Source organism: Amycolatopsis oliviviridis, from assembly GCF_014654365.1.
GTDB lineage: Bacteria > Actinomycetota > Actinomycetes > Mycobacteriales > Pseudonocardiaceae > Amycolatopsis > Amycolatopsis oliviviridis.
Genome location: NZ_BNAY01000007.1, coordinates 157,112 through 183,307, shown reverse-complemented (window position 1 = coordinate 183,307; position 26,196 = coordinate 157,112). Strand labels below are relative to the sequence as shown.

The window sequence follows — 26,196 nt, the reverse complement described above, 5'->3', positions numbered from 1 at the left end:
CGAGGATCCCGCGCTTGCCCGTCGCACCACGCGACGAGCCAGGTCCTCACCCGGGGCACCCCACCGCGGAAGGAGGGTTGCCGGTCAGCTAGCCGGGGCTTGACGCTGACACTCGTGACCTAGGAACGAAGTTAGCGGACGTACCGGCGATCAAGCCACCCCTTGTCCGGATGTTGAGACGCCGATCACGCGTTCCGCAAGCGAGGAGAACCGTTGCCCGGCGCCGCGCCGCGCCGGGCAACGGGAGGTCAGACGCGGAATCGGCCCGGAAGCGGGACGACGGAACGCGAAGAGACCTCGGTCGCGGTACCGGAGTACTGATCGGTGCCCGCGGTGAACTGCCAGCCGCCGAAGGTCTTGCCGTCGACGGCTTCGCCGTAGGCCTCGGCGACCTTGGTCGAGACCTCGTCGTAGGACATGCCGTTCCAGTTGCCCGCGCCGACGCCGAAGTCGCGCGAATCGCCGCCTTGGGCGGCGGCCGCGGGCAGGGTCCAGAGGGTGAAGTGCACGTGGGCGCCGGTGCTGCTGCCACCGCAGGGCAGCGCGTTGCCGGTCCGGCCGAGGGCGTCGCCGGGGGCGACCTTCTGGCCGTCGGTGACCGAAATGCGCTCCATGTGGTAGTACCCGGTCCGCCAGCCCCCGTCGTGGTCGACGGTCACCCAGTCGCCGCCGGAGCAGTGCTGGATCCGGACCGTGCCCGCGAGCGGGGCGCGGACGGTCTTGTCGCCGGGGCTGAAGTCGATGGCGTTCTTCACGCCGGAGTCGCCGTTGTCCGAGTGGATCCCCGCCGAGTAGACCGACTGGCCCGCGTCGAAGGGCAAACCGAACGCCGGGAACGCGCCGGCCGCGGACGCCACCGTCGCCATCGGCGCGGTGAGAATCACCCCGACGAGAGTGGCCGCTGCCCCCAGACCGGCGAACCGTGCAGGAAGTTTCGTCACCTTGCGTACTCCTTACCCCGTGACACTCACCCATTCGATGGAGTCGATTGCGGGGAAAGTAATCCAAAAGGAGTACAAAAGGGAAGAATTTTCAGAGATAAACCGACGAACAGCTGGTGCCGGTTCGTGACCTACTGGCCGGATTCGCCCTTCCACCTGGCGAGGCGACCGGCGCGGTCGACGGCGCGAAGCCGTCGTTCGGCCGCGTCACGGGCGCCGGAGGTGGTCACGACCAGTAACTGATCGCGTTCCTGGAGCCGGGTGTTCTTGTTGGGCGTGAAGCCGGCCCCGTCGCGGACGAGGAGGCTGATCGTCGCCCCCACCGGCAGCCGCAGTTCGGCCAGGTAGACGCCGTGCATCTTGGACCCGGCGTTGATCCGGACCTGCAGGAGTTCCGCGCCCATCTCGTCGAGCGGCGCGGAGTCGACGTCGATCTCGTGCGCCTCGGCGTGCTGGGCCAGCCCGAGCGCCTTGGCGAGCGGGGTCAGCGTCGCGCCCTGGAGCAGCGTCAGCACGATGACCAGCACGAACACGGCGTCGACCAGCTCCTGAGCGCCGGGAACGCCGGAGGACAGCGGGATCAGCGCGAGCACGATCGGGACCGCCCCGCGCAGCCCGGCCCAGGACAGGAACACCTGTTCTCGCCAGGGGATCTTGAACGGCAGCGCCGACAGCAGCACCGACAGCGGCCGGGCCAGCAACAGCACGACCGCGCCCGCGACCAGGCCCTGGACCAGGCTTTCGAAGATCCTGCTCGGCGAGGCGAACAGTCCCAGCAGCACGAACAGCCCGATCTGCGCGAGCCAGCCGAGCCCTTCGGCGAAGGACAGCGTGTCCGAACGGTGCGGCAGCTTGGAGTTCCCCAGCACGAGCGCCGCGACGTAGGTGGCCAGCAGACCGGACGCGTGGGCGAGCTGCCCGCTCGAATACGCCACGACGCAGACCGCCATCGTGGCCAGCGGGTACAGGCCGGTCGCCGGGAGCGCGGCCCGTCTCAGCGCCTGCGCCCCGATCCAGCCGAAGGCCAGGCCGATCACCAGGCCCGCCGCGAGTTCGTAGACCACCAGCAACGGCAGCGACCAGTCCACGGTCGTGCCCTCGGCCAGGACGACGACGGCGATGTAGGCCGGGGCGTCGTTGATCCCCGACTCGATCTCCAGCGCGCCGACGAGCCGTTTCCCGATGCCCGCCGATCTCAGCACCGAAAAGACCGCGGCGGCGTCGGTCGAGGCCAGCACCGCGCCCCAGAGCAACGCCATCCGCCAGTCCAGGTTCAGCAGCCAGTGCAGGGCGGCGCCGGTGACCGCGATGCTCACCGCCACGGCCACTGTGGACAGTGCGATCCCGATGCCCAGCGAGGGTTTCACGGCCGTCCACCGGGTGGTGAGGCCACCTTCGGACAGGATCATCACGAGTGCGGCGAGGCCGAGCGACTGGGTGAGTTCGGGGTTGTCGTAGTGGATGCCGAACCCGGCTTCGCCGAGCAGGACCCCCATCCCCAGGTACAGCAGCAGCGAGGGCAGGCCGACCCGGATCGACACCCGGACGGCGATCACGGCGACGAGAAGCACGGCACCGCCGGTGCCGAGGATGAGCGGGAGCTGCTCCATGTCGCCTCCCGTCCGGTCGCCGTGAGGGCTCCAGAATAGTGAGGCGGCGGTCGTCACTCGATCGTGTACCGGTCGAAAACCGTCCGGTTGGCCTGTGTTACAGACTGTCCTTTACGGACTGCGCAGGGCCATCAGGTCGACACCGAGGTCCGCGAACGGTTTTCCGGCCGCGGGCAGGACTTTCACCGCGCGGTTGCCCTCACGGGACAGCCAGCCGGCGCTCACTGCGTGAGACAGTAACGCCGCGGGGACGCGGCCCGCCAAATGATCACGGCGCACTGTCCAATCGAGACAGTCACGCAACATCGGGCGGCGACCGTCGGCGATCTCCACCCCGAGCCCGCCGAGCACCTCACGGCCGCGAGCGGTCAGGGTCAGGCCGTCGGCCTCGTCGATCAGCCCGGTGGCGAGCATCCCGTCCCGCAGCGCGACGCCGACCGTGCCGGCGAGGTGGTCGTAGCAGGTCCGGGCGAACTCGAGCCGCTTCACCCGGACCGACGAGCGCAATCCCTTCACCGGGCGGTGTTCGGCGTGCTGCGCCAGATGCTCGATCAGCTCGGCCACCCGGGGGTCGGCGATCCGGACGTAGCTGTGCCGCCCCTGTTTGACCCGCACGACGAACCCCGCGTCGGTCAGCTTCGTCACGTGTTCACTCGCCGTCGACGTCGCGACCTCGGCCGCCCCGGCCAGTTCGGTCACCGTCCAGGCGCGCCCGTCGAGCAGCGCGAGGCACATCGACGCGCGGCTCGGGTCGGCGAGCACGGCCGCGACCTCGGCCAAGGCGATCGTTTCCATGCGTTCACCGTAGAAGACCCACGGTTCGGCGGGAGCCGAAACGTCAGCCCGCCAGGAACTTCGCCGCCAGTCCGACCGCGGGTCCGGAGTCGTTGGATCCTTCGAGCAGGACGGCGAAAGCGACGTCCCCGCGATAGCCGACGAACCAGCCGTTGGCGTCGGCGCCCGAGCCGAACTGCGCGGTCCCTGTCTTCCCGAAGACGGCACCGCTGCTCTTCAACGCCTTCGCGGTCCCCGTCGTGCAGACCTCGCGCATCATCGCCCGGACCTGGTTGAGCACCCCGGCGGGCGGGGCCTGGTAACCGGCGTTGACCTTGGTCTCCAGCCCCTGCCACAGCTTCGGCACCACCGGCTTCCCGGCGGCGACCGTGGCCGCCATGAGCGCCGCGCCCAGCGGGCTGACCTGCACCCTTCCCTGTCCGATGCCGGCTTCGACCTTCTCGTCACCGCTGCTCGACGGTTCGACCTTCCCGGTCTCGGTGGCCAGCCCGGGGATCTCGAAGTCCGCGTTGAGGCCGAGCTGCGTCGCCGACTTCGCGAGGCCGTCCGCGGGCAGCTGCCCGGCGAGCCGCCCGAAGGTCGTGTTGCACGACGCGGCGAACGCGGTCTTCAGCGAGACGGTCCCCAGGTCGAACCCGTTCTCGTTCTTGAGCGTGCGGGTCCCGATCTGCTCGCTGCCCGGACAGGCGACCGGCGCGTCGGCGGAGACCCCGCCCTGCTGCAACGCCGCCGTCGCCGTGGCGATCTTGAAGGCCGAACCCGGCGAGTACAGGCCGCTGAGCGCCTTCGGCTGGTTCCCGGCCGCGCCGTTCTGCGCGACCGCCAGGAGTTCGCCCGAAGTCTTCATCGCGACGATGATCGCCGGCCCCTTGAATCCGTCGACGGCTTTCTGCGCGGCGGTCTGGGAGGCCACGCTCAAGGTCGAGACCAGCGGTTCGTCGGTCTCTGTGGCCTGCCCGAACAGCGTTTCGACCGGTTTGCCGGCCGCGTCGACGCGGGAAACGGTGACGGTGGCCGGGGTCCCGGTGCCGCCGTTCTGCCCGGACGCGACCGTGGACAGCGCTCCCTGCAGGAGCGGCGCGACACCGGCCGCGTCACCGCCGACGAGGGCTTTGCCGTCCCTGTCGGCCACGACCGGCTTGGCCGTGGCGCGGGCGAGGGAGAGCTGCTGACCGGCTTCGAGCTTCGGGTGGATCACCGACATCGCCCAGCGGACCACCCATTTCCCGGAGTTGCGGACCAGCTCCAGCTTGCCTTCGTACCGCCAGACGCTGTCGCCCGGGAAACTCCACGCGGCGTGGAAGGTGGCCGACGTCGTGGGCGCGTCCCCCGCCGTGGTCGGGACCTCGCCCAAGGTCGTCTTGACCGGCGCCGCGCCGAGCGCGCCGCGCGTCGCGGACAGGGCGGCGGTGGCCGCCGCCGGGTCGTCGACCGGCGCACCGGTCAGGTCACCGGTGTCGAACTGCCGCAGGAACCGGGCGGCGACCTGGGCGGGGCTTTCGCTCGCGCTCCCGGTGGGCTCCCCCGGGCCGCCCGCGGCGGCGGGCGCCTGATCCTCCCTGACCAGCAGCACCACCCCCGCCACCACGATGGCGACGACCGCCAGCGCGGCGCCGATCAGGATCCCTCTTTTCCGGGCAGGACTCATGGATTCGCTCTCCCCCATACGGCGCGCGCCCCTCGCGCGCGCCCCCGGGCGTCAGCCTGCCGATTTCGCCCGCGCAAGGCGGGAGGGCGGCGAGAAAGCGACTATTCCGAATCCGTTTCGTGATCCCGGTGATCGGGACCTCGCGGATGCAATGAAAGGCCCCTTCATCGCAAAATTTGCAATGAAGGGGCCTTTCATGTCACTTGCGAGGTCAGGCCTTGGCGACCGCCACGGTCACCTTCGTGCCCTCCCCGACCGTCCCGGCCGAGCCGTCGGCGACATCGCCGTAGGCCACCGAAGTCGCCAGCGTCTCCGAAGCGATGAACTCCTCGTGCGTCTTCGCGGCCGTGACCACGTCTTCCGGCGCGTCCACCGTCAGCGCGATCCGGTCGGCGACGTCGAGCCCGGCGTCACGGCGGGCCTGCTGCACGACCCGGACCAGGTCGCGGGCCAGGCCCTCGGCCGCCAGCTCGTCGGTCACCTCGGTGTCGAGCAGGACCAGTCCGGCGCCGCCGGGCAGTTCCGCGGCCGCGCCGCCACCCTTGGCGACCAGACGCCGGTCGTACTCGCCTTCGACGAGCTCGATGCCGGCGGCCACGACGGCGCCGCTCTCCGACGTCGTCCACTCGCCCGCCTTGACGGCCTTGATCACCGTCTGGACGTCCTTGCCCAGCCGCGGCCCGGCCGCGCGGGCGTTCACCGCGACCTCGAAACCGCCGTGCGCGGCGACATCCGTGGTCAGCTCGACGGACTTGACGTTGACCTCGTCGCGCAGGATGTCGGTGAACTCGCGCAGCGAGTCGGCCTCGTGCGCGGCGACGACCAGCTTGGCCAGCGGCAGCCGCACCCGCAGCTTGTTCGACTTCCGCAGCGAAAGCGCCGAAGACGCCACCTGGCGCACCCGGTCCATCGCCGTCACCAGCGCCGCGTCGGCGGGCAGGTCGAGCGCGTTCGGCCAGTCGGCCAGGTGCACCGAACGGCCGCCGGTCAGCCCGCGCCACACGACCTCGGTGGTCAGCGGCAGCAGCGGCGCCACCACCCGCGACGTCACCTCCAGCACGGTGTGCAGGGTGTCGATCGCGTCCTGCTCGCCCGCCCAGAACCGGTCGCGCGACCGGCGCACGTACCAGTTCGTCAGCACCTCGAGGAAGTCACGGACGGTCGAGCAGGCACCGGCGACGTCGTAGGTGTCGAGCGCGTGCTCGACGTCGGTCACCAGTTCGTGCGTCTTCGCCAGCACGTACCGGTCGAGGACGTGCTTCGAATCCGTGCGCCACTGGCCTTCCACGCCCTCGGCGTTCGCGTAGAGCGCGAGGAAGTAGTACGAGTTCCACAGCGGCAGCACGGCCTGGCGGACGGCGTCGCGGATGCCCTTGTCGGTGACGACCAGGTTCCCGCCGCGCAGGATCGGGCTCGCCATCAGGTACCAGCGCATCGCGTCGGAGCCGTCGCGGTCGAAGACCTCGTTGACGTCCGGGTAGTTGCGCAGCGACTTGGACATCTTCTGGCCGTCCGAGCCGAGCACGATCCCGTGCGAGATGCAGGTGCGGAACGCCGGCCGGTCGAACAAAGCGGTCGCCAGCACGTGCAGCAGGTAGAACCAGCCGCGGGTCTGCCCGATGTACTCGACGATGAAGTCGCCCGGGTAGTGGTGCTCGAACCACTCGGTGTTCTCGAACGGGTAGTGCACCTGGGCGTACGGCATCGAGCCCGAGTCGAACCAGACGTCGAACACGTCCTCGATCCGGCGCATGGTGGACTTCCCGGTCGGGTCGTCCGGGTTGGGCCGGGTCAGCTCGTCGATGAAGGGCCGGTGCAGGTTCTCCAGCCGGACACCGAAGTCGCGCTCAAGGTCGTCGAGCGAGCCGTAGACGTCCGTGCGCGGGTACGCCGGGTCGTCGGACTGCCACACCGGGATCGGCGTGCCGAAGTACCGGTTGCGGGAGACCGACCAGTCGCGGGCGTTCTCCAGCCACTTGCCGAACTGGCCGTCCTTGACGTTCTCCGGGTACCAGGTGATCTGCTGGTTCAGCTCGACCATCCGGTCCTTGAACTCGGTCACCGCGACGAACCACGACGAGACGGCGCGGTAGATCAGCGGGTTCCGGCAGCGCCAGCAGTGCGGGTACGGGTGCTCGTAGGTCTCGTGGCGCAGCAGCACCGCGCCCTGACGGCCGGCGGAACCGGTGCCGTTCTTGAGATCCTTGATGATGTTCGGGTTGGCGTCGAACACCTGCTGGCCCGCGTAGTCCGGGACGGTCGCGTCGAACTTGCCCTGCGCGTCGACCGGCGTGACCGGGACGATGCCCACCGCGTCGGTGACGACCTTGTCCTCTTCACCGTAGGCGGGCGCGATGTGGACGACACCGGTGCCGTCCTCGGTGGTCACGTAGTCCGCGGACAGCACGCGGTGCGCGTTCTCGTGCCCGGCGAAGTACGGGAACGGTGGGGCGTAACGGGTTCCGAGCAGTTCGGTCCCGGTGTAGTGCCCGACGACCGTCGGCTCCTCGCCCAGCTCACGGGCGTAGGACGCGACGCGCGCTTCGGCGAGCAGGAACCGCTTGCCCTCCTGCGCCTCGGATTCCACCACGACGTAACGCACGTCGGGGTGCACCGCGGTCGCGAGGTTGGACGGCAGCGTCCACGGGGTCGTGGTCCAGATCAGCAGATAGGTGCCGTCGAGCTCGTTGTCGTTGCCCTCCAGGCGGAAACCGACCGTGACGGCCGGGTCCTGGCGGCTGGCGTAGACGTCGTCGTCCATGCGCAGCTCGTGGTTGGACAGCGGGGTCTCGTCGCGCCAGCAGTAGGGCAGGACGCGGTAGCCCTCGTAGACGAGGCCCTTGTCCCACAGCTGCTTGAACGCCCAGATGACCGACTCCATGTAGGACAGGTCGAGCGTCTTGTAGTCGTTGTCGAAGTCGACCCAGCGGGCCTGGCGGGTGACGTAGTCCTGCCATTCGCCGGTGTAGCGCAGCACGGACTCGCGGCAGGCGTCGTTGAAGACGTCGATGCCCATCGCGTCGATCTCGGACTTCTCGGTGATCCCGAGCTGGCGCATGGCCTCGAGTTCGGCGGGCAGGCCGTGGGTGTCCCAGCCGAAGCGGCGCTCGACGCGCTTGCCCTTCATGGTCTGGTAACGCGGCACCAGGTCCTTCACGTACCCGGTGAGCAGGTGACCGTAGTGCGGGAGACCGTTGGCGAACGGCGGGCCGTCGTAGAAGACGTACTCGTTCGAGCCGTTGACGCCGGGGTCGCGGGCGTCGATGGAGGCCTGGAAGGTCCGGTCGGACTCCCAGTACGCGAGGACGCGCTTTTCCGACTCGGGGAACGAAGGCTGGGACGGGACGCCGGTCTCGCCGTCCACCTGTGCCTTGGGATACATCTTCGGTGCTCCTCGCGGTTCGTCTCGTACGGGCTTCCACCCACACGGGGACGAGACGGCCGTTCCCGGCGCGTTCCGCGGTACCACCCCGCTTGCCCGGCCGGTGGTGTTCCGGCTGGGCCGCTCATTCGACGGCTGTGACGGGCCGTACCCGTCCGGTTCTACTGGGGGCGCGGGCCCTGTTCTTCCGGAGGCTCCCCGGTGATGGCCGGATCGGTGCCAGTTGAGTCAAGGGTAGCGCGCGGGGGCAACCGGGTTGTCACCCGGTCATCCGGGGTCTCGGCGATACTGCGGATATGCCGCGAGACGACTGGCTGGCCGGACAGGCCCGGAACTTCACCGCGCTGCGCGGCAGGCGGGTCGACAGGTGGACCGGCGTGGAGATGGCCCTGTGGGAGGACGTGGCTGGATCCGGCCCGCGATTCGCCGATCCCGATATTCCTTGCCTTCAGCTGTATTGGCTTCGGGCTTGCCTGGACGACGGCAGCGAGGTGGAGATCGACACCTACCAGGACGACGATGGATTCGGCCTCCGCGGCCGCTCGTCGGACAACTCGCACGACGGCGGCCGCTGGGATGGAATCTATCGTTGGAGGTCCTTTCCCGAGTTGCCCACCGGCCCGATCGAGCATGTGGCTGTCTTCCTCGACCAGCACTTCCTGGCTGAAGTTCACTTCCGGATCGGGGCATGGCCGCTGGCGCTGGTGGCGGGTGAACTGGAGGAGACCCACGAGGGCGGCTTGCTCTTCCAGCGACTCGACGAATCGGTCCTCGCCTTCACTGATCTCGTTGCTCTCGACCGCACCCCATGGAACACGGCGCGACAAATCCGCCACGTCGGCTTCTGAAAACGCAGCCGTGTAGGTCGTTATACAGATCGCGAGTCGGCCTATGTCCTGAGGTGCATCGTGTTGCGCCTCGGCTCCCCGCTGGGGTCGAGGTAGGCAGGGGCGGTGAACTCCGGCAGGCCGTCCTGGGCGATACGGACTTTCCACTCGCTGTGATGGATCAACCGGTGATGCTTCGCGCATAAGAGCACGAGATTATCGATCTTCGTTTCGCCATGGTGCCGCCAGAAAACGATGTGGTGAGCCGTACAACGCGGCACCGGCATATCGCAACCCGGGAACGCGCAGCCACCGTCGCGGATCGTGAGTGCGTACTTCTGGGCCAATGAAACGGTGCGTTTCGAGCGGCCGATATCGAGGGGTTCGCCCGCGGTGCCGAGGACACCTGGTCGGACGCGGGCATCGCAGGCCAGGATCCGGGCATCGGTCGCGCTGATCGGCCCCACCAGATCCAGGTGTGCTTCGCCGAGATCGTTGATCAGATCCTCATAGGACATGGTCACCAAGATGTGGGTCGCTTCACCGGCCTGGCCGGGCAAATTGCGGCTCGTGGTCTTCAAGCGAACGTAGTCGATGAAGGCATCCCCGTAGCGTTCGTCTTGAGTGCGAGAATCGCGGACTCCGTCGATGGCCTTGTGCGGTTTGGCCATCGGATCCAGGTCGGACTTCAACCGGGCATACGTTTCCAGGTCCAGGGTGCCCTTCAGGCCGAGGGTTCCGTCGCGGTGTTTGACGAACCGCAGTTCCGGACGGACATCTTTGGGATCCTCGTCGCGGGGCTCTTTTCCGTCGGGGTCGAGCTTGTCCAGGAGCCGCCGTCCGGCTCGGGCGATAGCACGCGGCCCGGCGTGACGAGCCAGACCGACCAGGATCTTCTCCCCACCCCGCACCTCCTCTTCCGGCACGAAAGACGGGATACGGGCGAGAGTGCGGATGATGGCGTCGATCTGCGAACCACCGATCGCCCCCTCCGCCGAAGCCCCAGCAGTCAGAGGCGCCAAAGGCGGAACAGGATCTCCGCCTACAGACGGACCGGGATACAAAGCCAGCACCCGATCAGCACGGTCTTTGGCCTCCTTCTCCGTCACATGGAAGTCCTCGCAAATCATCGCCGCCAACGTCGAATGACCGGAACAACCACGCACACCGCGGATGTTGATTTCCGCGAGGATCGCGTTCTGCTCGGCATCCAGCTGACGCTTCAGGACTTCCAGTTCCTGCTTGCGGGCATGCAGCGCAGCCGTGTCGACACGCCACCACTCGGTGGGCGTCGTCTGGGATGCGCTGTCGCTGGCCACGGAATCGACGCTACCCGAAGTCGAACACCTGTTCTATAGGATATTCAGACTATAGGCAAATTCAAGGGGTCAGTGCGCCACCCGACTCGACAACCCACGGTGATCGTCTACGATTCACTCAGGAGCTTTGCCGAACGGAGAACCCTCGGAGGGATTCTTCTTCCTCAACAGGAAAACCCCGTAGAACAGCACCGTGAGCCCGAAAGAACAGAGCAGCAGACCACCGATCTTCGCCTCGGCCTCGGTGTCCGCGCTGCGCGGTGTCCTCGATGAGCGGGCGAGGACAGCGTCCGGATCGACGAGCGCCTGGATCCCGCCGAACAACAGGGCGCCCGCGAAAAGGATCAGGACGATGCCGCCGATGACGCGCTTGGCGGTGCGGCGCGGCGGACCAGCGTCTTCGCCGTGATCAGGGGCTTTGGACTCTGACATGGACCGCAACGTACTAAGGCCCGAGTTGCCGTCCCCGCCGCCGCATCTAGGTTGACGGTATGTCGATCTACGGGGCCCGATGAAAGGGCCCGGCCTCCTCGTCGTCCTGCTGGTGGTCCTCGGCGGCGTCAGCGGGCTCGGATTCCTGCTGGGACTGGGCAACGCGGCCGTGCTGGCGGCGCTCACGGCGCTCTTCTGTCTCATGGCGGCGGTCGGCGGGCCGCTGTGGGCGGACCTGCGGTTGCTGGCGTGGTTCGCGCCCGCGCTGATCCTCGCGGTCGGGGTGCCGCGGCTGCTGGGGGCGGTGTCGCAGTGGGCGGCGATCGGGCTGCTGGTGGTGATCGTGGTCCTCGCCGGGCTGCTGCCCGTGCTCGGGGCGCGGTTCGTCACGGTCGGGCTGGGACTCGGGATGGCGTCGTTGTTCGGGTACGGCTTCCAGCTGACGGGGACGGCGTCGGCGGGGCAGATCCTGGGCGCGCCCGCGCTCGCGGTGGGGGTCGTGCTCCTGCTGCGGGTGCTGATGGGCGCGAAGGATCCGTCCAAGCCGACCAGGGACGCGCTGGCCGACGCGCTCGCGTCGAGTGCCTCCGAAACGCAGGAGCGCGCGGCGAAGCTGTGGCTCGCGGACCGGCCACGGCGCTGGACCGGCAGGGTTCTCGGCGGCATGTTCCGCTACCGCGCGGCCACCGGGTTGCTGGAGGTCCGGCGGAAACGGCTGAGCCACGCCGAAATCGGCGAAACGCTCGACGCGGCCAAGGAAGAGGCCGTCAGGCTCGCCGAGGCCGTCCGAAGCGCGACAGCGCCGAATGACGTCGAACCGGTGCGGCGCGAGGAACCCGCCGGGCTGCCCGGCGCGACGGCCAGGCTCGTCACCGCGCTCTGGGATTCTCTCGAAACCATCCGGACCGCGGCGACCGAACGTGACGAGTCGCGTGTGGATGTCCCGAAAGGACTCCGGAAGGAACTGCGCCGGATCGAGCTGAGTGGCGCGTTTTCCTGGCAGTCACCGCAGTTCCGGCACGCGCTCCGCTGTGGGCTCGGGCTGGCGCTGGCGCTCGTGGTCGCGAGTTTCCGGCCCGGCGACCCGCTCACCGTGTCGTTCCTGCTCGGCACTTTCGCCATCATGCAGCCGGAATGGCGGGACAGCCTCGGCAAGGCCTGGCAGCGCATCGGCGGTTCGCTCGGCGGCGCTGTCGTGCTCACCCTCGTCCTTTGGCTTCTGCCGCAAGGGTTTCTGCTGCCGATCGGGCTCGTCGCGCTGCTGGGCGGGTTCTCGTTCATGCAAACGCGGCCGGCGGTGTTCAACGGCTGCATGGTCCTGATGTCGGTCGGCATGAACGCGACCACCAGGCATCTGGACCCGCGTTACGTGCTCGTCGAGTACCTGCTCCTGATGGTCCTCGCCGGCGCCATCGCCCTGCTGTTCGGTTTCGCCGCGATCCCCGGCGTCCCTAAACCCGGCCCGGCGGAACGGTTCGAGAGCGCCGTCGGTGCCACCCGGGCGCTACTCGGCTCGGTGGGCAGGAAACTACGCGGCGAGGACGTCGACCCGCGGACACTCGGCCGCGAGTTCCGTGACGCCGCTATCGCGCAGCACGGCCTGCTCGGCGCGGAGCCGGGCACGAAGGAACCCGCGCCCGGCCAGCGGGACGCGCTGGAGAGAGCCGCCGAGGCCTTGCGAGGCCTGTCCGTCACGGCGTCATCGCTTCTGCTGCGGCCCGGAACGGCCGACGCGGCGGAAGCCGTCGACGAGGCGGCCCGCACGCTCGGAACCGAAGAGGCCGCGGAGATCCCGGCGCCGCGCGACGCCGACGAGGAACAGCGCCTGGTGCTCGACACGATCGCCGCCGACGTGGTCGCGGTCGGCGAAGCGGCTCAGGCGCTCAAGAACGCTTAGCTGTCAGCCTTGGTCTTGTCGCGGTGCTGCCCGGCGACCTCGGCGTCGGGCGTGCACAGCGCGCACGGGGTGAACCCGAGCTGCCGCGCCTCGCCGATGCCGAGCGGGATCGTGTCCCGCGATTCGAGCCACGCGCATGAGGTCACGTGATAGCGCGGGTACTCGTCGACGACGACCACCTCGGTCTCCAGTTCGGAGACGATCGCCACGTCCTCGGGATCGCTCTTCTCCTCGCCGGGATCACCGGTGCGCTGCGGCTCCGCCGCCTCTTCGGTGCCGTCGAGTTCACCCGCGGCGGGCATCAGGACGGTCTGCTCGGCGTCCTCGGATTTTTTCTCGTCGTCCGCGCCACTCTCTTCGGCCGGAGTCGAATCGTCGGCTTCCTCCGCGTCTTCGGCGTCGGTCTGCTCGGAGTCGGCGTCGGCCTCCGCCGCGCGCTTCTTCCGGCGGCGCAGCCAGTCGAAGACGAGCAGCAACCCGGCGACGACGGAAAGACCGATGGAGATCCAGGCCCACAGGGAGTTCGCGGTGATGAGCGCCGCGACGAGCAGCCCCAGAGCCGCCAGTACCAGTACCAGGACGATGTAGAGCACGGTGAATTACAACACGAGCGGCAAGCGAAACGGCCCCGACCCTCCGGAGAGTGCCGAGGCCGTTCCACTGAGTAGAAACTCGGGCCGGTGAAAAAATCAGCCCGCTTCGGCCCGGGGGCCGAACGAGTAGCCCTGTCCGCCGCCCGAGGACGACGCCGGCTGCCCCGAGTTCGTCGAGGACGCCGACGCGGGAGCGGCCGAGCCGCGGTCGTCGAGCTCACGCAGCTGGGACTCGAGGAACCCGCGCAGCCTCGTGCGGTACTCCCGCTCGATCGTGCGCAGCTCTTCGATCTTCTTGCCCAGCGAGCCCTTCTCCGCGTTCATGTTGTTCATGGTCTCGGTGTACTTGCGCTGAGCCTCGCGCTCCATGGTCGTCGCCTTGTCGCGCGCCTGGCGCTCCAAGGTCTCGGCACGGGTCCGCGCGTCGTTCAGCATGGTCTCGGCGCGGGTGCGCGCCTCGTTGACCATCGAGTCCGACTTCGACCGCGCGTCCGACAGCAGCTGCTCGGACTTGGTCCGGGCTTCGGCGAGCATGCCGTCCGACTCGGTCTTCGCCTCGGCGGTGAGCCTGTCCGCCATTTCCTGGGCCAGCCCGAGCACCTTCGCGGCCTGGACGTTGGGCTCCCCGTTGTCCGGCACCATCGAGTGGGCCTGGGTCTGCTCCATCGCCGACTGCGGCGGCGGCACCGGCGCCAGGCGGCGCGACGGCTCGTCGCGTACCTGCGGCGGCGGGCCGACGGCGCCGGCCTTGGCGTTCTCGAGCTCACCACGGGTGGTCTCGAGCTCGTTGTCGAGCTGCTCGACCTGCTGCCGCAGCTCGTTGTTGTCCTCGATCAACCGGGCAAGCTCGGTCTCCACCAGGTCGAGGAACGCGTCCACCTCGTCCTCGTTGTAGCCCCTTTTGCCTATGGGCGGCTTGCTGAACGCGACGTTATGCACGTCAGCGGGGGTCAACGACATCAGATCACCTCACGCACTCCATGGCCTGCAGGTCCACCGGGGTTTCCCCGAAAATCACCCTGGCGTTGCCAGCTGCATCGCAAAGAACACAACCAACAGCAGCACCATAATCGATAAGTCCAGTCCGACGCCGCCGATTCGTACGGTCGGGATGATTCGTCTGAACAGACGAACCGGAGGGTCGGTCACTGTGTAGATGGTCTCGAGCGTTACCGCAACCCCTCCGGCAGGACGCCACTCGCGAGCGAAAGCACGCACGAGTTCGACGACGATCCGTGCCGTCAGCAGGAGCCAGAAGGCGAACAGCACGTACCAGACGACCAGCAACACAGCATTCACGTAACCACTCTGCCATGTCCCGCGTCAAAAGACGCAGTTGACGGGCCCGAGATGCCGATGAGTCGACAAAATCACATCCGGCTGCGCCCAGCGGTCACCGGGTGATCAGCCGCGCAGGAACAATCCGCCTTCGGCAATCCGCCGACGGTCCTCCGCGGTGACGTCCACATCGGGCGGTGAGAGAAGGAACACCTTGTTGGTGACCTTGTCCATCGACCCGCGCAACGCGAAAGCGAGCCCCGCGGCGAAGTCGACGAGACGCTTCGCGTCCGCGTTCTCCATCTCCGTGAGGTTCATGATCACCGGGATGCCCTCCCGGTAGTGCTCCCCGATCGCGCGCGCCTCGGCGTAGCTCGTCGGGTGCAGGGTCGTGATCCGGCTCAACGGGTCACGGACGGCCGGACGGACCGGCTCGGTGACCGGACGCAGCCGCGCGACCGGCTCCGGCTGACGATCCATCGCCAGTGCGCCGTGAACCGCAGGCTCCGGACTGGCCACGGAGCGTGACCGAGGCCGGGGCGCGGGCTCGTCATAAGTGTCGTCAACGTCCCGGTAACGTCCTCCCCGTGACCGGGCCGGCGGCTCGTCGTCGTAGTCGTACTCGTCTTCGGCGTAGCCTCGCCGGTAGTCCTCTTCGACGTCATAGCCGTCTTCGTCCGCGGGCACCATCCCGAAGTAGGCCTTCAGCTTCTGCAGCGCGCTCATGCCTCTCCCTAGCCTTAGCCGCGTCCCGCACCGTGCTCCCCCGCCCTCGCCGCCACTCCCCGTAACGACGAGACGGTATTCCCTAAGGCGAGGCTAAACCGCGTCCACCGAGCAACGCGGTTCCGACACGCACACAGGTCGAGCCGTGCGCGATCGCCTGCTCGAGATCATTGCTCATTCCGGCGGAGATCTCACGGGCATTTGGGTGGTCGTCCCGTAGACGCTCCGACGCGCGAGCAAGCTTCTCGAACGCCTCTGCGGGGTCTATACCCAACGGAGCGACCGCCATAAGCCCTCGGAGGCGTATATCACCCACATGGGCTATCCGCTCCGCCAGCCGGCCTATTTCGCTCACCCGAGTGCCCCCGCGTTTCGGATCGTCGTCGAGACTTACTTGAATGAGGACGTCCAACGGGTGATCACGTTGCCCGGAATCGAGCGCCGACCTGGTGGCTTTCGCGAGCGCGTCGGCCAGGCGCTCGGAATCGACGGACTGGACCTCGTCGGCCCAGCGCACGACCGATTTGGCCTTGTTCCGCTGCAGGCTGCCGACCATATGCCAGCGGATACGGGCGTCCGGGCGCAGGACGGCGACCTCTTCGGCCTTGGCCCCCGCCTCTTGATCGCGGTTCTCGGCGAGGTCGAGCGCGCCGAGGTCGGCGAGCAGCGCGGCGTCGAGTGCCGGGAAGGTCTTGGTGACCGCGAGCAGTTTGACCTCGTCGCGTGCCCGGCCTGCCGCTTCGCACGCGGCCATGATCCGCTTTTCCACTTCGGCAAGAGAGGCCGCAAGTTCCCCCTTGCGAGCGTCACTCACGACGCGTCCAGCCAGGTGATCCCCGCGATCCGGCCGGTGGTGCCGTCGCGGCGGAAGCTGAACAGTGTCTTGTCTTCGTTGGTACAGCGCGGATCGACGCCGATCTTGCCGACGCCGAGGTCGGCCAGTTGCCGCCAGAGACCGGCGCGCAGGTCGAGCCCCGGCGTGCCTTTCCGGGTTTTGCAGGCGCTGCCGGGAACGTGCTTCTCGACGTCGGCGGCCATGTCGGCCGGGACTTCGTAGCAGTCTCCGCAGATCGCGGGCCCGAGCAGCGCTTCGGTCCTGGCCGGTTCGGCGCCGAGCGAGCGCATCGCCTCGACCGCGGCGGGGACGACGCCGACCCTGGCGCCGACGCGGCCCGCGTGGACGGCGGCGACGACACCGGCTTCGGCGTCGGCCAGCAACAGGGGCACGCAGTCGGCGACGAGCACCACGAGCGCGAGACCCGCCTGGGCGGTCACGAGCGCGTCAGTCGCTTCGGCGGCGGAGGTCTCCGAGCCGTCGACGACGGTGGCGGTGCGGCCGTGGACCTGCTCCATCCATGCCAGCCTGTTCTCGGTGAGGCCGAGTTCGGTGGCGAGACGTTTGCGGTTGGCGTAGACGTCGCCCGCGTCGTCACCGACGTGATCACCGAGGTTGAAGGTGTCGTAAGGCGGCCGGGAAGCCCCGCCCGCCCTTGTCGTGACAACCCGCCGTACCCGCACGCGTTTCCTCCTAGACCTGAGTGAAGGCCCCCTTCACTACCTTCAAGGTAGTCAAGGAGGCCTTCACGGAACGTACTGGCGAGCTACCTCCGCATGAAGGGCGGCACGTCCACCTCGTCGTCCGACGGGTCGTCGTGCACCGGGGTGGCGCGACCGGGCAGGCTGCCGTGGGTCGAGTTCGACCCGATCGGCGAGTAGCCGCGCGAGCCGCCGCCGGGCTGCGGGAGCCCGCCGGACAGCGAGCCGTTGCCCTCGTTGCGGGCGGGCGGCATCGGCGAGTGCGTGCGCGGCGGCGCGACCGGGTAGCCGTTGGAACCGGTCGACGGGACCGGCGTGGCACCCGAGGGCGGGCTCTGCACCGGCGTCGCCCCGCCGCCGTTGACCTGGCCTGCCTGGGCGGACGCGGTCGAGTTCGCACGGGAACCGAACGTCGACGGGTCGAGCTTCTTGTGGGTCGGCGTGCCGGCGTCGAAACCGGCCGCGATCACGGTGACCCGGACCTCGTCGCCGAGCGAGTCGTCGATGATCGTCCCGAAGATGATGTTGGCGTCGGGGTGCGCGGATTCCTGCACCAGCGACGCGGCCTCGTTGATCTCGAACAGGCCGAGGTCCGACCCGCCCGCGATCGACAGCAGCGCGCCGTGCGCCCCGTCCATCGACGCTTCCAGCAGCGGCGAGTTGATCGCCTTCTCCGCCGCCTGGATCGCCCGGCCCTCGCCGCGCGCCGAGCCGATGCCCATCAGCGCGGAGCCCGCGCCGGACATGACGCTCTTGACGTCGGCGAAGTCCAGGTTGATCAGACCCGGCGTGGTGATCAGGTCGGTGATGCCCTGGACACCCGAAAGCAGCACCTCGTCGGCCGAGCGGAACGCGTCCATCAGCGAGACGCCGATGTCGCCCAGCTGCAGCAGCCGGTCGTTCGGGATGACGATGAGGGTGTCGCATTCGTTGCGCAGCTGCTGGATGCCCTCTTCGGCCTGCTTGCTGCGGCGCTTGCCCTCGAAGGTGAACGGGCGGGTGACGACGCCGATGGTCAGCGCGCCGAGCTTCCGCGCGATCTGGGCGACGACGGGCGCGCCACCGGTGCCGGTGCCACCACCCTCACCCGCGGTCACGAACACCATGTCGGCGCCCTTGATGACCTCTTCGATCTCTTCGCGGTGGTCCTCGGCGGCCTTCTGCCCCACCTCGGGGGCGGCGCCGGCACCGAGGCCGCGGGTCAGTTCCCGGCCGATGTCGAGCTTGACGTCGGCGTCGGACATGAGCAGTGCCTGAGCGTCGGTGTTCACCGCGATGAACTCGACACCCTTGAGGCCGACCTCGATCATGCGGTTCACGGCGTTCACTCCGCCGCCGCCGATACCGACGACCTTGATCACCGCAAGGTAGTTGTGCGGGGGCGTCATCGGGGCCGCCTTCCTGATCGTGTGTGCCCGTGCTGCCCGCCGGTCGCTGAGCGTGTGCCGAACCCTCGAGCTGAAGTTCAGATTGAGAGTTATGTCAACTGCCGACGTTGAAGCAGGACGGTATGCACCAGGCTGGCTCGAATCCAGTAGCCACGCCGTGTGTCGCAAAGGTGTTTTGCCACAACATGTTCGCGGGCGCAAGAGCGAGACCCGGTCGCAGCGGCGAACGGCGGCCTGGTAAAAGCGAAGATCAGGTCGGCATCGACATGACCATGACGACGTCCTTCGACGGCGATCCGGTCGGTGATCCGCCCGCCTGTTCGACGCTGAGCGCGAACTTCTCGGCCCCGCCGAGCCCCTCGGCGACCAGCAGCGCACCGTCCTGACCACCGGAAATGAGCCCGGCGGGCTTGGGCGCGGTGCCCGGGTACATCAGCCAGGCCTGGTACGTCCGGCCCGGATCGTTCTTCGGCAGCTGCGCCGCCATGAAGACGAGCCGGTCCTTCGTGCGCGACATCATCACGGTCCCGCCGCCGCCCGCGGAGGTCTCGGCGTGCCCGGTCCGGAGATCGGCGGCCGAAAGGACGTCGGCGACCGGCGCGTACCGGTCCGCGTACTGCGCGGCCCGTTCCCGCGCGGCGGTCAGCTCCGTGTGGTTCTGGTAGGCGAGGCCGCCGAACACGGCGGTGCCCGCCAGGCCCACGACGGCCGCCGCGACCGCGGCGATCGCCCAGCGCGGGACGCGGCGGCGATCCTTGAAACGCTCTCCGGCTTCGGAGCGCGTCTTCGGCGGCAGCTGCCTGGTCGCCATCGCCTCCGCGAGCACCCGGTGCTTGAGCTCGGGCGGCGGGTCTTCGGCCAGCGCGGCACCGAGCCGGGTCGCGGTCATCTGGAGTTCGAGGACCTCCTGGGCGCACGAGGCGCACTCCCCGAGGTGCCGCTGGAACTGGGCACGCTCCATTTCGGACAGCGCGTCGACGGCGTAGGCCCCCGTGAGCGTGTGCATTTCGGGCATGGTCATGCCGTCACCCCCAAACAGTCCCGGAGCCTGATCAGGCCGTCCCGGAGACGGGTCTTGATGGTCCCGTGCGGGGTCTGCAGCACCTCTGAGACCTCGCGATAGGTGTAGCCCTGGTAGTAGGCGAGCAGCACGGATTCCCGTTGCAGCTCGGTGAGACTGGTCAGGCACCGCCGCACCTGCGAACGTTCCCAGCGGGCCGCGACGGCCTCGGCCACCTCGTCGAAGGGCCGGGCGCGGGCGGCCTCGAAGGTCGCCTTGACCTCGCGGTCGGAACTGGCCCGTGCCGAGCGGACGCGGTCGACCGCACGGCGGTGCGCGAGCGTCATGGCCCAGTTCAGCGCGCTCCCCCGCTCCGGGGAGTAGCGCGTGGCCGTGCGCCACAGCTCCACCATGACCTCTTGGGTGACCTCTTCGGACTGTGCGGAGTCACGGAGGATCCGGCGCACCAGGCCGAGGACCGGCCCGGCGAGCCTGTCGTACAAGGCGTCGAAGGCCCGCTCGTCCCCCTTCGCGACCCGGACGAGCAGGTCCTCGGCCGTCGGGCCGGCCGGTTCGCCATCGGGTGCGGGAACGGGCGCCATCCGGCGGGGACGTGCCGATTCATCCATCAAGTCTGCCTCCGACCGTCTGCGGCGTCCGCGGGGTCATCGGCGCCTTCTTCACCCACAGTCTGATCCCATGCCGCCGGATCAGCGCGGAGACCCGGTGCGGCATGAGCGGACGGGTGATCAGCAGGTGCACCAGCCACTTGGTGGTGGCGGGCCGCCGCACCCCGCGCAGTGACGCGGTCAGCGGCGTCGTCCCGCCCTGGCGGAGGGCGATCTTGACCGAGAGCAGCGACTCCGGCTTCGGCACCTCCATCCGGTACTCGCCGTCCATCGACTGGAACGGCGAGACGTAGAACTCCTTGTCCGCGAAGGCGTTCCCGTTCGCGTCCGGGCGCAGGAGGTACGCGTGCCTGCCGCGGTAGGTGTTGTGGACCTCGGCGACGACGCATTCGAGTCCGCCGTCGGGGCGGTGGCACCAGTAGAGGGTGATCGGGTTGAAGTTGTGCCCGAGCATCCGCGCGCCGGCGAGCATCAGCACCCGGCCTCCCCGGAGGTCGACGCCCCGGGCCGCGAGCCAGCGGTCCAATTTGGACCGGATGCTGGAGGTGTCGTCGGATGCGAAGTGGTCTCGCGAGTCGAAGCGGGCGAAGGGCCGGAGCCACCACGGCAGCTTCGGCGGCCTGTCGAGGTCGACGAACCACAGATAGACACGGTGGGCGAACGAGATCGGCGGGTCGTTGCGCCGGACATGCGCCACCGTCGAGTCGTAGAGGACGGCCATGGCGGTCACCATCGCACCCCGAAGTTCTCGGCCGCGCGGACGCCGGACGCGCAGCCGTCCTCGTGGAACCCCCATCCGTGGTACGCGCCGGCGAAGGCGACCGTGCCGTCGTTGAGTTCGGGCAGGCGGCGCTGGGCGGCCACGGATCCCGGCGTGTAGACGGGGTGTTCGTAGGTCATCCTGGCCAGCACCGAACCGTCGTCCGGCGCGGTGCCGGGGTTAAGCGTGACCACGTAGCCCTTCGGCTCGTCGAGCCGCATCAGGCGGTTCATGTCGTAGGAGACCTGGACCGCGCCCGCGTTCGCGCCGCAGGCGGGGGTGGCGTAGTTCCAGCCCGCCCGCGCCGATTCCGCCGTCGGGAGCACCCCGGTGTCGGTGTGCAGCCACGCCTCGTTGCTGGAGTACCGGAACGAGCCGAGGACGTCGCGTTCGGCCTCGGTCGGCGACGCGAGCAGCTTCAGCGCCTGGTCCGCGTGCGTGGCCAGGACGACCTTGTCGAGCCGGTGCCGGGTGTCGGCGTCGTCGCGGACCTCGATCCCCCGCCCGGTGCGCTTGACCGAGCGGACCGGCGTCGACAGGTGGACGGCCGTCAGCTGTTTGGCGGCGAGGTCGACGTACTCGCGGGAGCCGCCGACGACGGTGCGCCACCTCGGGGACCCGCCGACCGACAGCATCCCGTGGTTGCGCAGGAACTCGAACAGGTAGCGCGCGGGGTACTGGAGCGTGTCGGTCCGGTCGGCCGACCAGACCGTCGAGACCACCGGGAGCATGAAGTGGTCGACGAAGTACTTCGTGTACCCGCCGATCGCGAGGAACGCGCCGAGGGTGACGTCCCCGGCCTCGGGCGATTCGAGGACGCGCTTCGCGTGCCGGTGGAAGCGTTTGACGTCGGCGAGCATCCGCAGGTAGCGCCCGCGGGCGAGGTTGCGCGGCTGGGCGAACAGTCCTTTCAGGCCCTTGGCCCCGGCGTACTGGAGGCCGCAGCCGTCGCAGCGGATGCTCATCGACATCTCGGTGTCGCGGGTGGTGACGCCCAGCTCGCCGAACAGGCGGAGCAGATTCGGGTAGGTGCGCTCGTTGTGCACGATGAACCCGGAGTCGACGCCGACGGTGCCGCCGTGCGCGCTCGGGACGTCGTGAGTGTGGGCGTGCCCGCCCAGCCTGTCGTCGGCTTCGAACAGCAGCACTTCATAGCGGCGTTGCAGCAGGTAGGCGGCCGTGAGGCCAGCCACGCCGCTGCCGATGACTCCGATGCGTAGACCCTTGGTGTGCACGAAGGGGATTCGGAACAGGGTCCGGGCCGGATTGGACCGGGTGAACCGGGGCATCACACGACCCATCCTTTTCCTGTCCGGGGCCGAATGACGACTATGCCGAACAGTCCCGCGTCTCGCCTAGTGCCGTTCGTCGAGCGGCTCCTCGGCGGCTCCCTGCCGGTCGGTCTCCGTACCTGGGACGGCGTACGCGCCGGTCCCCCGGATGCCCCGACCGTGGTGCTCCGCAACCGGCGCGCGCTGCGCCGTCTCCTCTACGCCCCCGGAGAATTGGGCCTGGCCAGGGCCTATGTTTCGGGCGACCTCGACGTCGAAGGCGACCTCGCCGACGGATTCCGCCGGATCTGGGCGCTGACCCGCTCGGGTGCCGTGCGCGGCGCGAAGCTCGGCCCGCGCGAGTGGGCCGAGGCGCTGCGGATCGCGGTGGGCCTCGGCGTCGTCGGGCCGCCGCCCAAGCCGCCCGCCGAAGAGGCCAGGCTGTCCGGGAAGCTGCACACCCTGCTCCGCGACAAGTCGGCGATCGCGCATCACTACGACCTCGGCAACGCCTTCTACCAGCTGCTGATGGACGAATCGATGGCCTATTCGTCCGCGTATTGGACCTCCGACGAGGACGGCTACGACCTCGAACAGGCCCAGTGGGACAAACTCGAACTGATCTGCCGCAAGCTCGGTCTCCGGCCGGGGATGCGGCTGCTCGACGTCGGCTGCGGCTGGGGCTCGCTGCTGGTTCACGCGGCGAAGCACCACGGCGTCCAGGCCGTCGGCATCACGCTGTCGGCGGAACAGCTGCAGCACATCCGCGGCCGGCTCGCCCAGCACGACCTGGAGGACCGCGTCGAGGTCCGCAGGCAGGACTACCGAGAGCTGACCGACGAGCCGTTCGACGCGGTCGCCTCGATCGAGATGGGCGAACACGTCGGAGAGGAGAACTACCCCGAGTACACGCGGACGCTGTACCGGATGCTCAAGCCCACCGGACGGCTGGTGCTGCAGCAGATGTCCCGCGGCGCGGTGGCCCCCGGCGGCGGCGCGTTCATCGAGCGCTACATCGCCCCCGACATGACGATGCGGCCGGTGAGCCGCACGCTCGGCCACCTGGAGACCGCCGGTTTCGAGATCCGCGACGTCCACGCGCTGCGCGAGCACTACGTGCGTACGGTCCGGGCATGGGAGAAAACGCTGGAGAGCAACTGGGACGACGTCGTGGCGCTCATCGGTGAGTCCGGCGCGCGGGTCTGGCGGCTCTACCTGGTCGGCGGCGCGCTGGCGTTCGAGGAGAACCGGATGGGCGTCGACCAGATCCTCGCGGTCCGCTCCTCCGACACGGGCTTGAGCGCGCTGCCCGCCACCAGGGAGTGGTCCTGATGCCACTCGGGGGGACCCTCGCGGTCACGGCGGGCGCGACGCTCGTGGCCTTCGTCGTCACCTTCGGCATCGCCCGGTGGCGCAAGCGATACGACACCGTCGACACGCTGTGGGGGCCGGGCTTCGCGCTCGTCGCGGTGGTCGCGGCCCCGCTCGGGGACGGGTCGCCGGCGCTGCGCGTGGTCACCGCGCTGCTGACCGCGGTCTGGGGGGTGCGCCTCGGCGTCCACCTCCACCTGCGCAACCACAAGCTGCCCGAAGACCCGCGCTACGTGCGGATGGCAGAGAGCGCCGGGGAGAATCCGGCGCTCAAGCTGTTCGTCCGGGTGTACCTGGTCCAAGCGGTCGTCCTCTGGTTCGTCTCGCTGCCGGTCCAGTTCGCGATGTACGGCGACTCCTTCGGCGTGACGGCGTGGCTGGGCGTCGCGGTGTGGCTCGTCGGCTTCGGGTTCGAGACGATCGGTGACGACCAGTTGCGCCGTTTCAAGGCCGACCCGGGCAACAAGGGCAAGGTCCTCGACAGCGGGCTGTGGCGCTACACCCGGCATCCCAACTACTTCGGGGACGCGTGCGTGTGGTGGGGCCTGTATCTGCTGGCGTGTTCGAGCTGGGTGGGGGCGGCGACGATCCTGTCGCCGATCGCGATGACGTACACGCTGGCCAAGGGAACCGGAAAACCTTTGCTGGAGAAGGGTTTGCAGCGTTCCCGGCCGGGATACGCGACGTACGTCGAGCGGACCAGCGGGTTCTTCCCGCTGCCCCCTCGCCGCCTCACTCCCCGGTGAGACCGTCGATCATTTCGCGCAGCAGGTCGAGGTGGCCGGCGTGCCTGCCGGTCTCCTCGACCATGTGCGCGACCACGAACCGGACGTTGACCTCGCGATCCCCGCGGAAGGGGACCTTGTCGTCCAGGCCCATCCCCGCGACGATCTTGCGGCTCCGCTCGCACTCGGCCTCGTAGGCGGCGATCAGCTGCTCGATCGGGGTCTGCATGGCGACCCGGAACTCGGCGTCGGGATCGGCTTCGAGGGTTTCCTTCCAGACGTCCTCCTGGCCGTTGAGCACGACGTTGAACCAGTACTGCTCGACCAGGGTCAGATGCCCGAGCAGACCGGCGACGGTGGTCAGCTCGCTGGGCACGAGCGGCCGCCGGGCCTGCTCGTCGGTGAGGCCGGAGCACTTCCACACCACGGTGGCGCGGAGGAAGTCGAGAAAGCCGTTCAGCTGGGTGCGCTCGTCGCCGGTGAGCGGCGGTTCGGGACGCTGGGGTTCTTCGGTCATGGTCGTGCAGTCTGCCGGTTTCCGCCGATGATCCGCCATCGAGATACCGCCGGGCACGCTGTCCACCATCTGCCGCAGAGCCGTGGTCCATGTCCGAACGTGATCCCATCGTTCGAGTGAAAGCAGCGGTAGTTAGCGCCCCCGAAACATGACGACCACCCGCCCGTCATGTCAGGCTGGTGCAGTTGTAGCCATCGCCGGAGTACCGAGAAAGGTCACTGATGCCAGGCCCCCAGCTGAGCGCACTCGATGTCGCTTTCCTTTGCATGGAAAGCGAAACGACGCCCATGCACATGGGCGCGGTGGTCACCTTCCGCCCGCACGGGCAGGTGCACGCGCGCAAGCTGACCGCGCTGCTCGCCGAACGTGCCGCGCTGCTCCCGAAGCTGCGTCAGCGCCCTCGCACCGCGCTGTTCCCGCCCGGCGCCGCCATCTGGGCCGAGGACCCGGATTTCGTTGCCAGTGAACATATTTCACATCACCACCTGAGCTCCCTGTACGAACCGGACCCACTCTCCGCCTACGCGTCGCGCTGGATGGGACGGCCGCTCGACACCGGAAAACCCTTGTGGGACTTGCATCTCGTCACCGGCCTGCCGGACGGCGAGTTCGCGTTGCTGCTGAAACTGCACCACGCGCTCACCGACGGGGCGGGCGCGTACGCCGTCGCCGTGGGGCTGCTCGACGGCCTCCCGCGGGTGACGAAGCGCACGCACAGTGGTGCCGAGCCACCGGCCCCACGCTCCCCTGTGGACGCGGTCAAGGAAGTTCTCGGCACCACCCTGGCCCAGGCCGGGGAGACCGCCGGGATCGCCTCTTCCGTCGTCCGCGCGACCCGTTCGCCGCTGTCCCCGATCAGCGCGCCGCCGTCGACCGAACGACGGCTCGGCTTCGTCCGGCTGGACACCGGCGAGATCCGGCGGATCCGCCGGGCCCACGGCGGGACCGCCAACGACGTCGTGCTGGCAATCCTCAGCGGCGCGCTGCGCGAATGGATGATCAACCGCGGCCAGCGCGCCGACGACCGGACGCTACGTGCGCTCATCCCGGTCAGCGTGCGCGGGCGGTCCGCCGAGCAACTCGGCGGCAACAAGCTGTCCGGCTACCTCTGCGAGCTGCCGGTCGGCCTCGACGATCCGGTGGACCGGCTGCTGGCCGTCCAGCGGGAGATGAGCCGGAACAAGGCCGCGGGCCCGGCCCGGGGCGCCGGCGCGTTCCCGCTGCTCGCCGACCGGATGCCGCCCATGCTGCACCGGCTCGGTTCGAAGGCCGCCGGGCTCGCCGCGCCGCTGCTGTTCGACCTCGTGGTGACCACGGTGCCGGTGCCGCCCAACCGCCTCAGCCTCGACGGGACGAAGATCGAAGGCGTGTACCCGTTCGTTCCGCTGGCGCCGCGGCAGGCGATCGGCATCGCGGTGGCGACCTACCGCGACTCGGTCCACATCGGACTTCAGGCGAACGGGGCTGCGGTTTCGGACGTGGGCTCGCTGCGGGACGGCGTGCTCAAGTCGGCCGCGCGCCTGCTGGACACTGCTCACTGAAGCGCGTGAA

At 69.0% G+C, this 26,196-nt stretch carries 24 protein-coding genes and 1 riboswitch; of the genes, 5 read left to right on the top strand and 19 right to left on the bottom strand.

Features of this window, described 5'->3' with window-relative positions:
* Positions 1–5 precede the first annotated feature (5 nt).
* A riboswitch (SAM riboswitch) is annotated at positions 6–120 on the bottom strand.
* 128 nt (positions 121–248) lie between these two features.
* From IE302_RS28770 to ileS, 5 genes are all read right to left on the bottom strand, one after another.
* The gene (locus IE302_RS28770) at positions 249–941 is read right to left on the bottom strand and encodes a M23 family metallopeptidase (RefSeq protein ID WP_191257557.1); all 693 of its coding nucleotides are present in this window, start codon (positions 939–941) and stop codon (positions 249–251) included.
* A gap of 131 nt (positions 942–1,072) precedes the next feature.
* Positions 1,073–2,551 (bottom strand): potassium/proton antiporter, encoded by a 1,479-nt coding sequence (locus IE302_RS28765; protein ID WP_191257556.1) that lies wholly within the window; start codon positions 2,549–2,551, stop codon positions 1,073–1,075.
* A 111-nt stretch (positions 2,552–2,662) separates the two neighbouring features.
* On the bottom strand, positions 2,663–3,346 hold the full coding sequence (locus IE302_RS28760) for an ArsR/SmtB family transcription factor (protein ID WP_191257555.1): 684 nt from the start codon (positions 3,344–3,346) through the stop codon (positions 2,663–2,665).
* A 43-nt stretch (positions 3,347–3,389) separates the two neighbouring features.
* Entirely contained in the window at positions 3,390–4,994 is a 1,605-nt protein-coding gene (locus IE302_RS28755) for a penicillin-binding transpeptidase domain-containing protein (RefSeq protein WP_191257554.1), read from the bottom strand.
* 211 nt (positions 4,995–5,205) lie between these two features.
* Positions 5,206–8,376, bottom strand: a complete 3,171-nt coding sequence (gene ileS, locus IE302_RS28750) for an isoleucine--tRNA ligase (protein ID WP_191257553.1) — start codon at positions 8,374–8,376, stop codon at positions 5,206–5,208.
* Positions 8,377–8,672: 296 nt separating this feature from the next.
* Between ileS and IE302_RS28745 the strand changes: the two genes are divergently transcribed.
* Positions 8,673–9,224, top strand: a complete 552-nt coding sequence (locus tag IE302_RS28745; protein WP_229907979.1) for a hypothetical protein — start codon at positions 8,673–8,675, stop codon at positions 9,222–9,224.
* 41 nt (positions 9,225–9,265) lie between these two features.
* On the opposite strand, the gene IE302_RS28740 is transcribed toward IE302_RS28745, so the two are convergent.
* On the bottom strand, positions 9,266–10,522 hold the full coding sequence (locus IE302_RS28740) for an HNH endonuclease signature motif containing protein (RefSeq protein ID WP_191257552.1): 1,257 nt from the start codon (positions 10,520–10,522) through the stop codon (positions 9,266–9,268).
* Positions 10,523–10,636: 114 nt separating this feature from the next.
* Positions 10,637–10,954: a hypothetical protein gene (locus IE302_RS28735; RefSeq protein WP_191257551.1), complete on the bottom strand. Its 318-nt coding sequence runs from the start codon at positions 10,952–10,954 to the stop codon at positions 10,637–10,639.
* A 79-nt stretch (positions 10,955–11,033) separates the two neighbouring features.
* Here IE302_RS28735 and IE302_RS28730 point away from each other — a divergent pair, with 79 nt between their 5' ends.
* Entirely contained in the window at positions 11,034–12,851 is a 1,818-nt protein-coding gene (locus IE302_RS28730; RefSeq protein WP_191257550.1) for an FUSC family protein, read from the top strand.
* Here the strand turns inward: IE302_RS28730 and IE302_RS28725 are convergent.
* The 11 genes from IE302_RS28725 to IE302_RS28675 form a co-directional block, all read right to left on the bottom strand.
* Positions 12,848–13,444: a cytochrome c-type biogenesis protein gene (locus IE302_RS28725; RefSeq protein WP_191257549.1), complete on the bottom strand. Its 597-nt coding sequence runs from the start codon at positions 13,442–13,444 to the stop codon at positions 12,848–12,850. The two genes, IE302_RS28730 and IE302_RS28725, sit on opposite strands and share 4 nt — an antisense overlap.
* 96 nt (positions 13,445–13,540) lie before the next feature.
* Positions 13,541–14,404 carry a DivIVA-like cell division protein Wag31 gene (gene wag31 / locus IE302_RS28720; RefSeq protein ID WP_005155178.1) on the bottom strand — a complete coding sequence of 288 codons (864 nt, stop codon included), beginning with the start codon at positions 14,402–14,404 and terminating at the stop codon, positions 13,541–13,543.
* Positions 14,405–14,458: 54 nt separating this feature from the next.
* Complete coding sequence (locus IE302_RS28715; RefSeq protein WP_005155180.1) at positions 14,459–14,734, bottom strand: YggT family protein; 276 nt, start codon at positions 14,732–14,734, stop codon at positions 14,459–14,461.
* A 114-nt stretch (positions 14,735–14,848) separates the two neighbouring features.
* Positions 14,849–15,448 (bottom strand): cell division protein SepF, encoded by a 600-nt coding sequence (locus IE302_RS28710; protein ID WP_191257548.1) that lies wholly within the window; start codon positions 15,446–15,448, stop codon positions 14,849–14,851.
* Between the two features lie 82 nt (positions 15,449–15,530).
* The gene (locus tag IE302_RS28705) at positions 15,531–16,262 is read right to left on the bottom strand and encodes a YggS family pyridoxal phosphate-dependent enzyme (RefSeq protein ID WP_191257547.1); all 732 of its coding nucleotides are present in this window, start codon (positions 16,260–16,262) and stop codon (positions 15,531–15,533) included.
* The gene (pgeF, locus tag IE302_RS28700; protein WP_191257546.1) at positions 16,259–16,966 is read right to left on the bottom strand and encodes a peptidoglycan editing factor PgeF; all 708 of its coding nucleotides are present in this window, start codon (positions 16,964–16,966) and stop codon (positions 16,259–16,261) included. Before pgeF ends, IE302_RS28705 begins: the two co-directional genes overlap by 4 nt.
* A gap of 83 nt (positions 16,967–17,049) precedes the next feature.
* Complete coding sequence (gene ftsZ / locus IE302_RS28695) at positions 17,050–18,372, bottom strand: cell division protein FtsZ (protein WP_191257545.1); 1,323 nt, start codon at positions 18,370–18,372, stop codon at positions 17,050–17,052.
* 250 nt (positions 18,373–18,622) lie between these two features.
* Positions 18,623–19,393, bottom strand: coding sequence for an anti-sigma factor (locus tag IE302_RS28690; RefSeq protein WP_191257544.1), 771 nt, complete (start codon positions 19,391–19,393; stop codon positions 18,623–18,625).
* Positions 19,390–20,001 (bottom strand): ECF RNA polymerase sigma factor SigK, encoded by a 612-nt coding sequence (gene sigK, locus IE302_RS28685; RefSeq protein ID WP_191257543.1) that lies wholly within the window; start codon positions 19,999–20,001, stop codon positions 19,390–19,392. Before sigK ends, IE302_RS28690 begins: the two co-directional genes overlap by 4 nt.
* On the bottom strand, positions 19,994–20,734 hold the full coding sequence (locus IE302_RS28680; protein ID WP_191257542.1) for a DUF1365 domain-containing protein: 741 nt from the start codon (positions 20,732–20,734) through the stop codon (positions 19,994–19,996). The genes sigK and IE302_RS28680 overlap by 8 nt, the downstream gene beginning before the upstream one ends.
* A complete protein-coding gene (locus IE302_RS28675; protein ID WP_444541946.1) occupies positions 20,728–22,062 on the bottom strand; it encodes an NAD(P)/FAD-dependent oxidoreductase in 1,335 nt (444 codons plus the stop codon). The genes IE302_RS28680 and IE302_RS28675 overlap by 7 nt, the downstream gene beginning before the upstream one ends.
* Positions 22,063–22,092: 30 nt before the next feature.
* On the opposite strand from IE302_RS28675, the gene IE302_RS28670 reads away from it, so the two are divergent.
* Together IE302_RS28670 and IE302_RS28665 are read left to right on the top strand one after the other, a co-directional pair.
* Entirely contained in the window at positions 22,093–23,364 is a 1,272-nt protein-coding gene (locus IE302_RS28670) for an SAM-dependent methyltransferase (protein ID WP_191257541.1), read from the top strand.
* Positions 23,364–24,149 (top strand): DUF1295 domain-containing protein, encoded by a 786-nt coding sequence (locus IE302_RS28665; protein ID WP_191257540.1) that lies wholly within the window; start codon positions 23,364–23,366, stop codon positions 24,147–24,149. Before IE302_RS28670 ends, IE302_RS28665 begins: the two co-directional genes overlap by 1 nt.
* Here the strand turns inward: IE302_RS28665 and IE302_RS28660 are convergent.
* Positions 24,136–24,645, bottom strand: a complete 510-nt coding sequence (locus tag IE302_RS28660) for a DinB family protein (RefSeq protein WP_191257539.1) — start codon at positions 24,643–24,645, stop codon at positions 24,136–24,138. The two genes, IE302_RS28665 and IE302_RS28660, sit on opposite strands and share 14 nt — an antisense overlap.
* A gap of 266 nt (positions 24,646–24,911) precedes the next feature.
* On the opposite strand from IE302_RS28660, the gene IE302_RS28655 reads away from it, so the two are divergent.
* Entirely contained in the window at positions 24,912–26,186 is a 1,275-nt protein-coding gene (locus tag IE302_RS28655) for a wax ester/triacylglycerol synthase family O-acyltransferase (RefSeq protein ID WP_229907977.1), read from the top strand.
* Positions 26,187–26,196 lie beyond the last annotated feature (10 nt).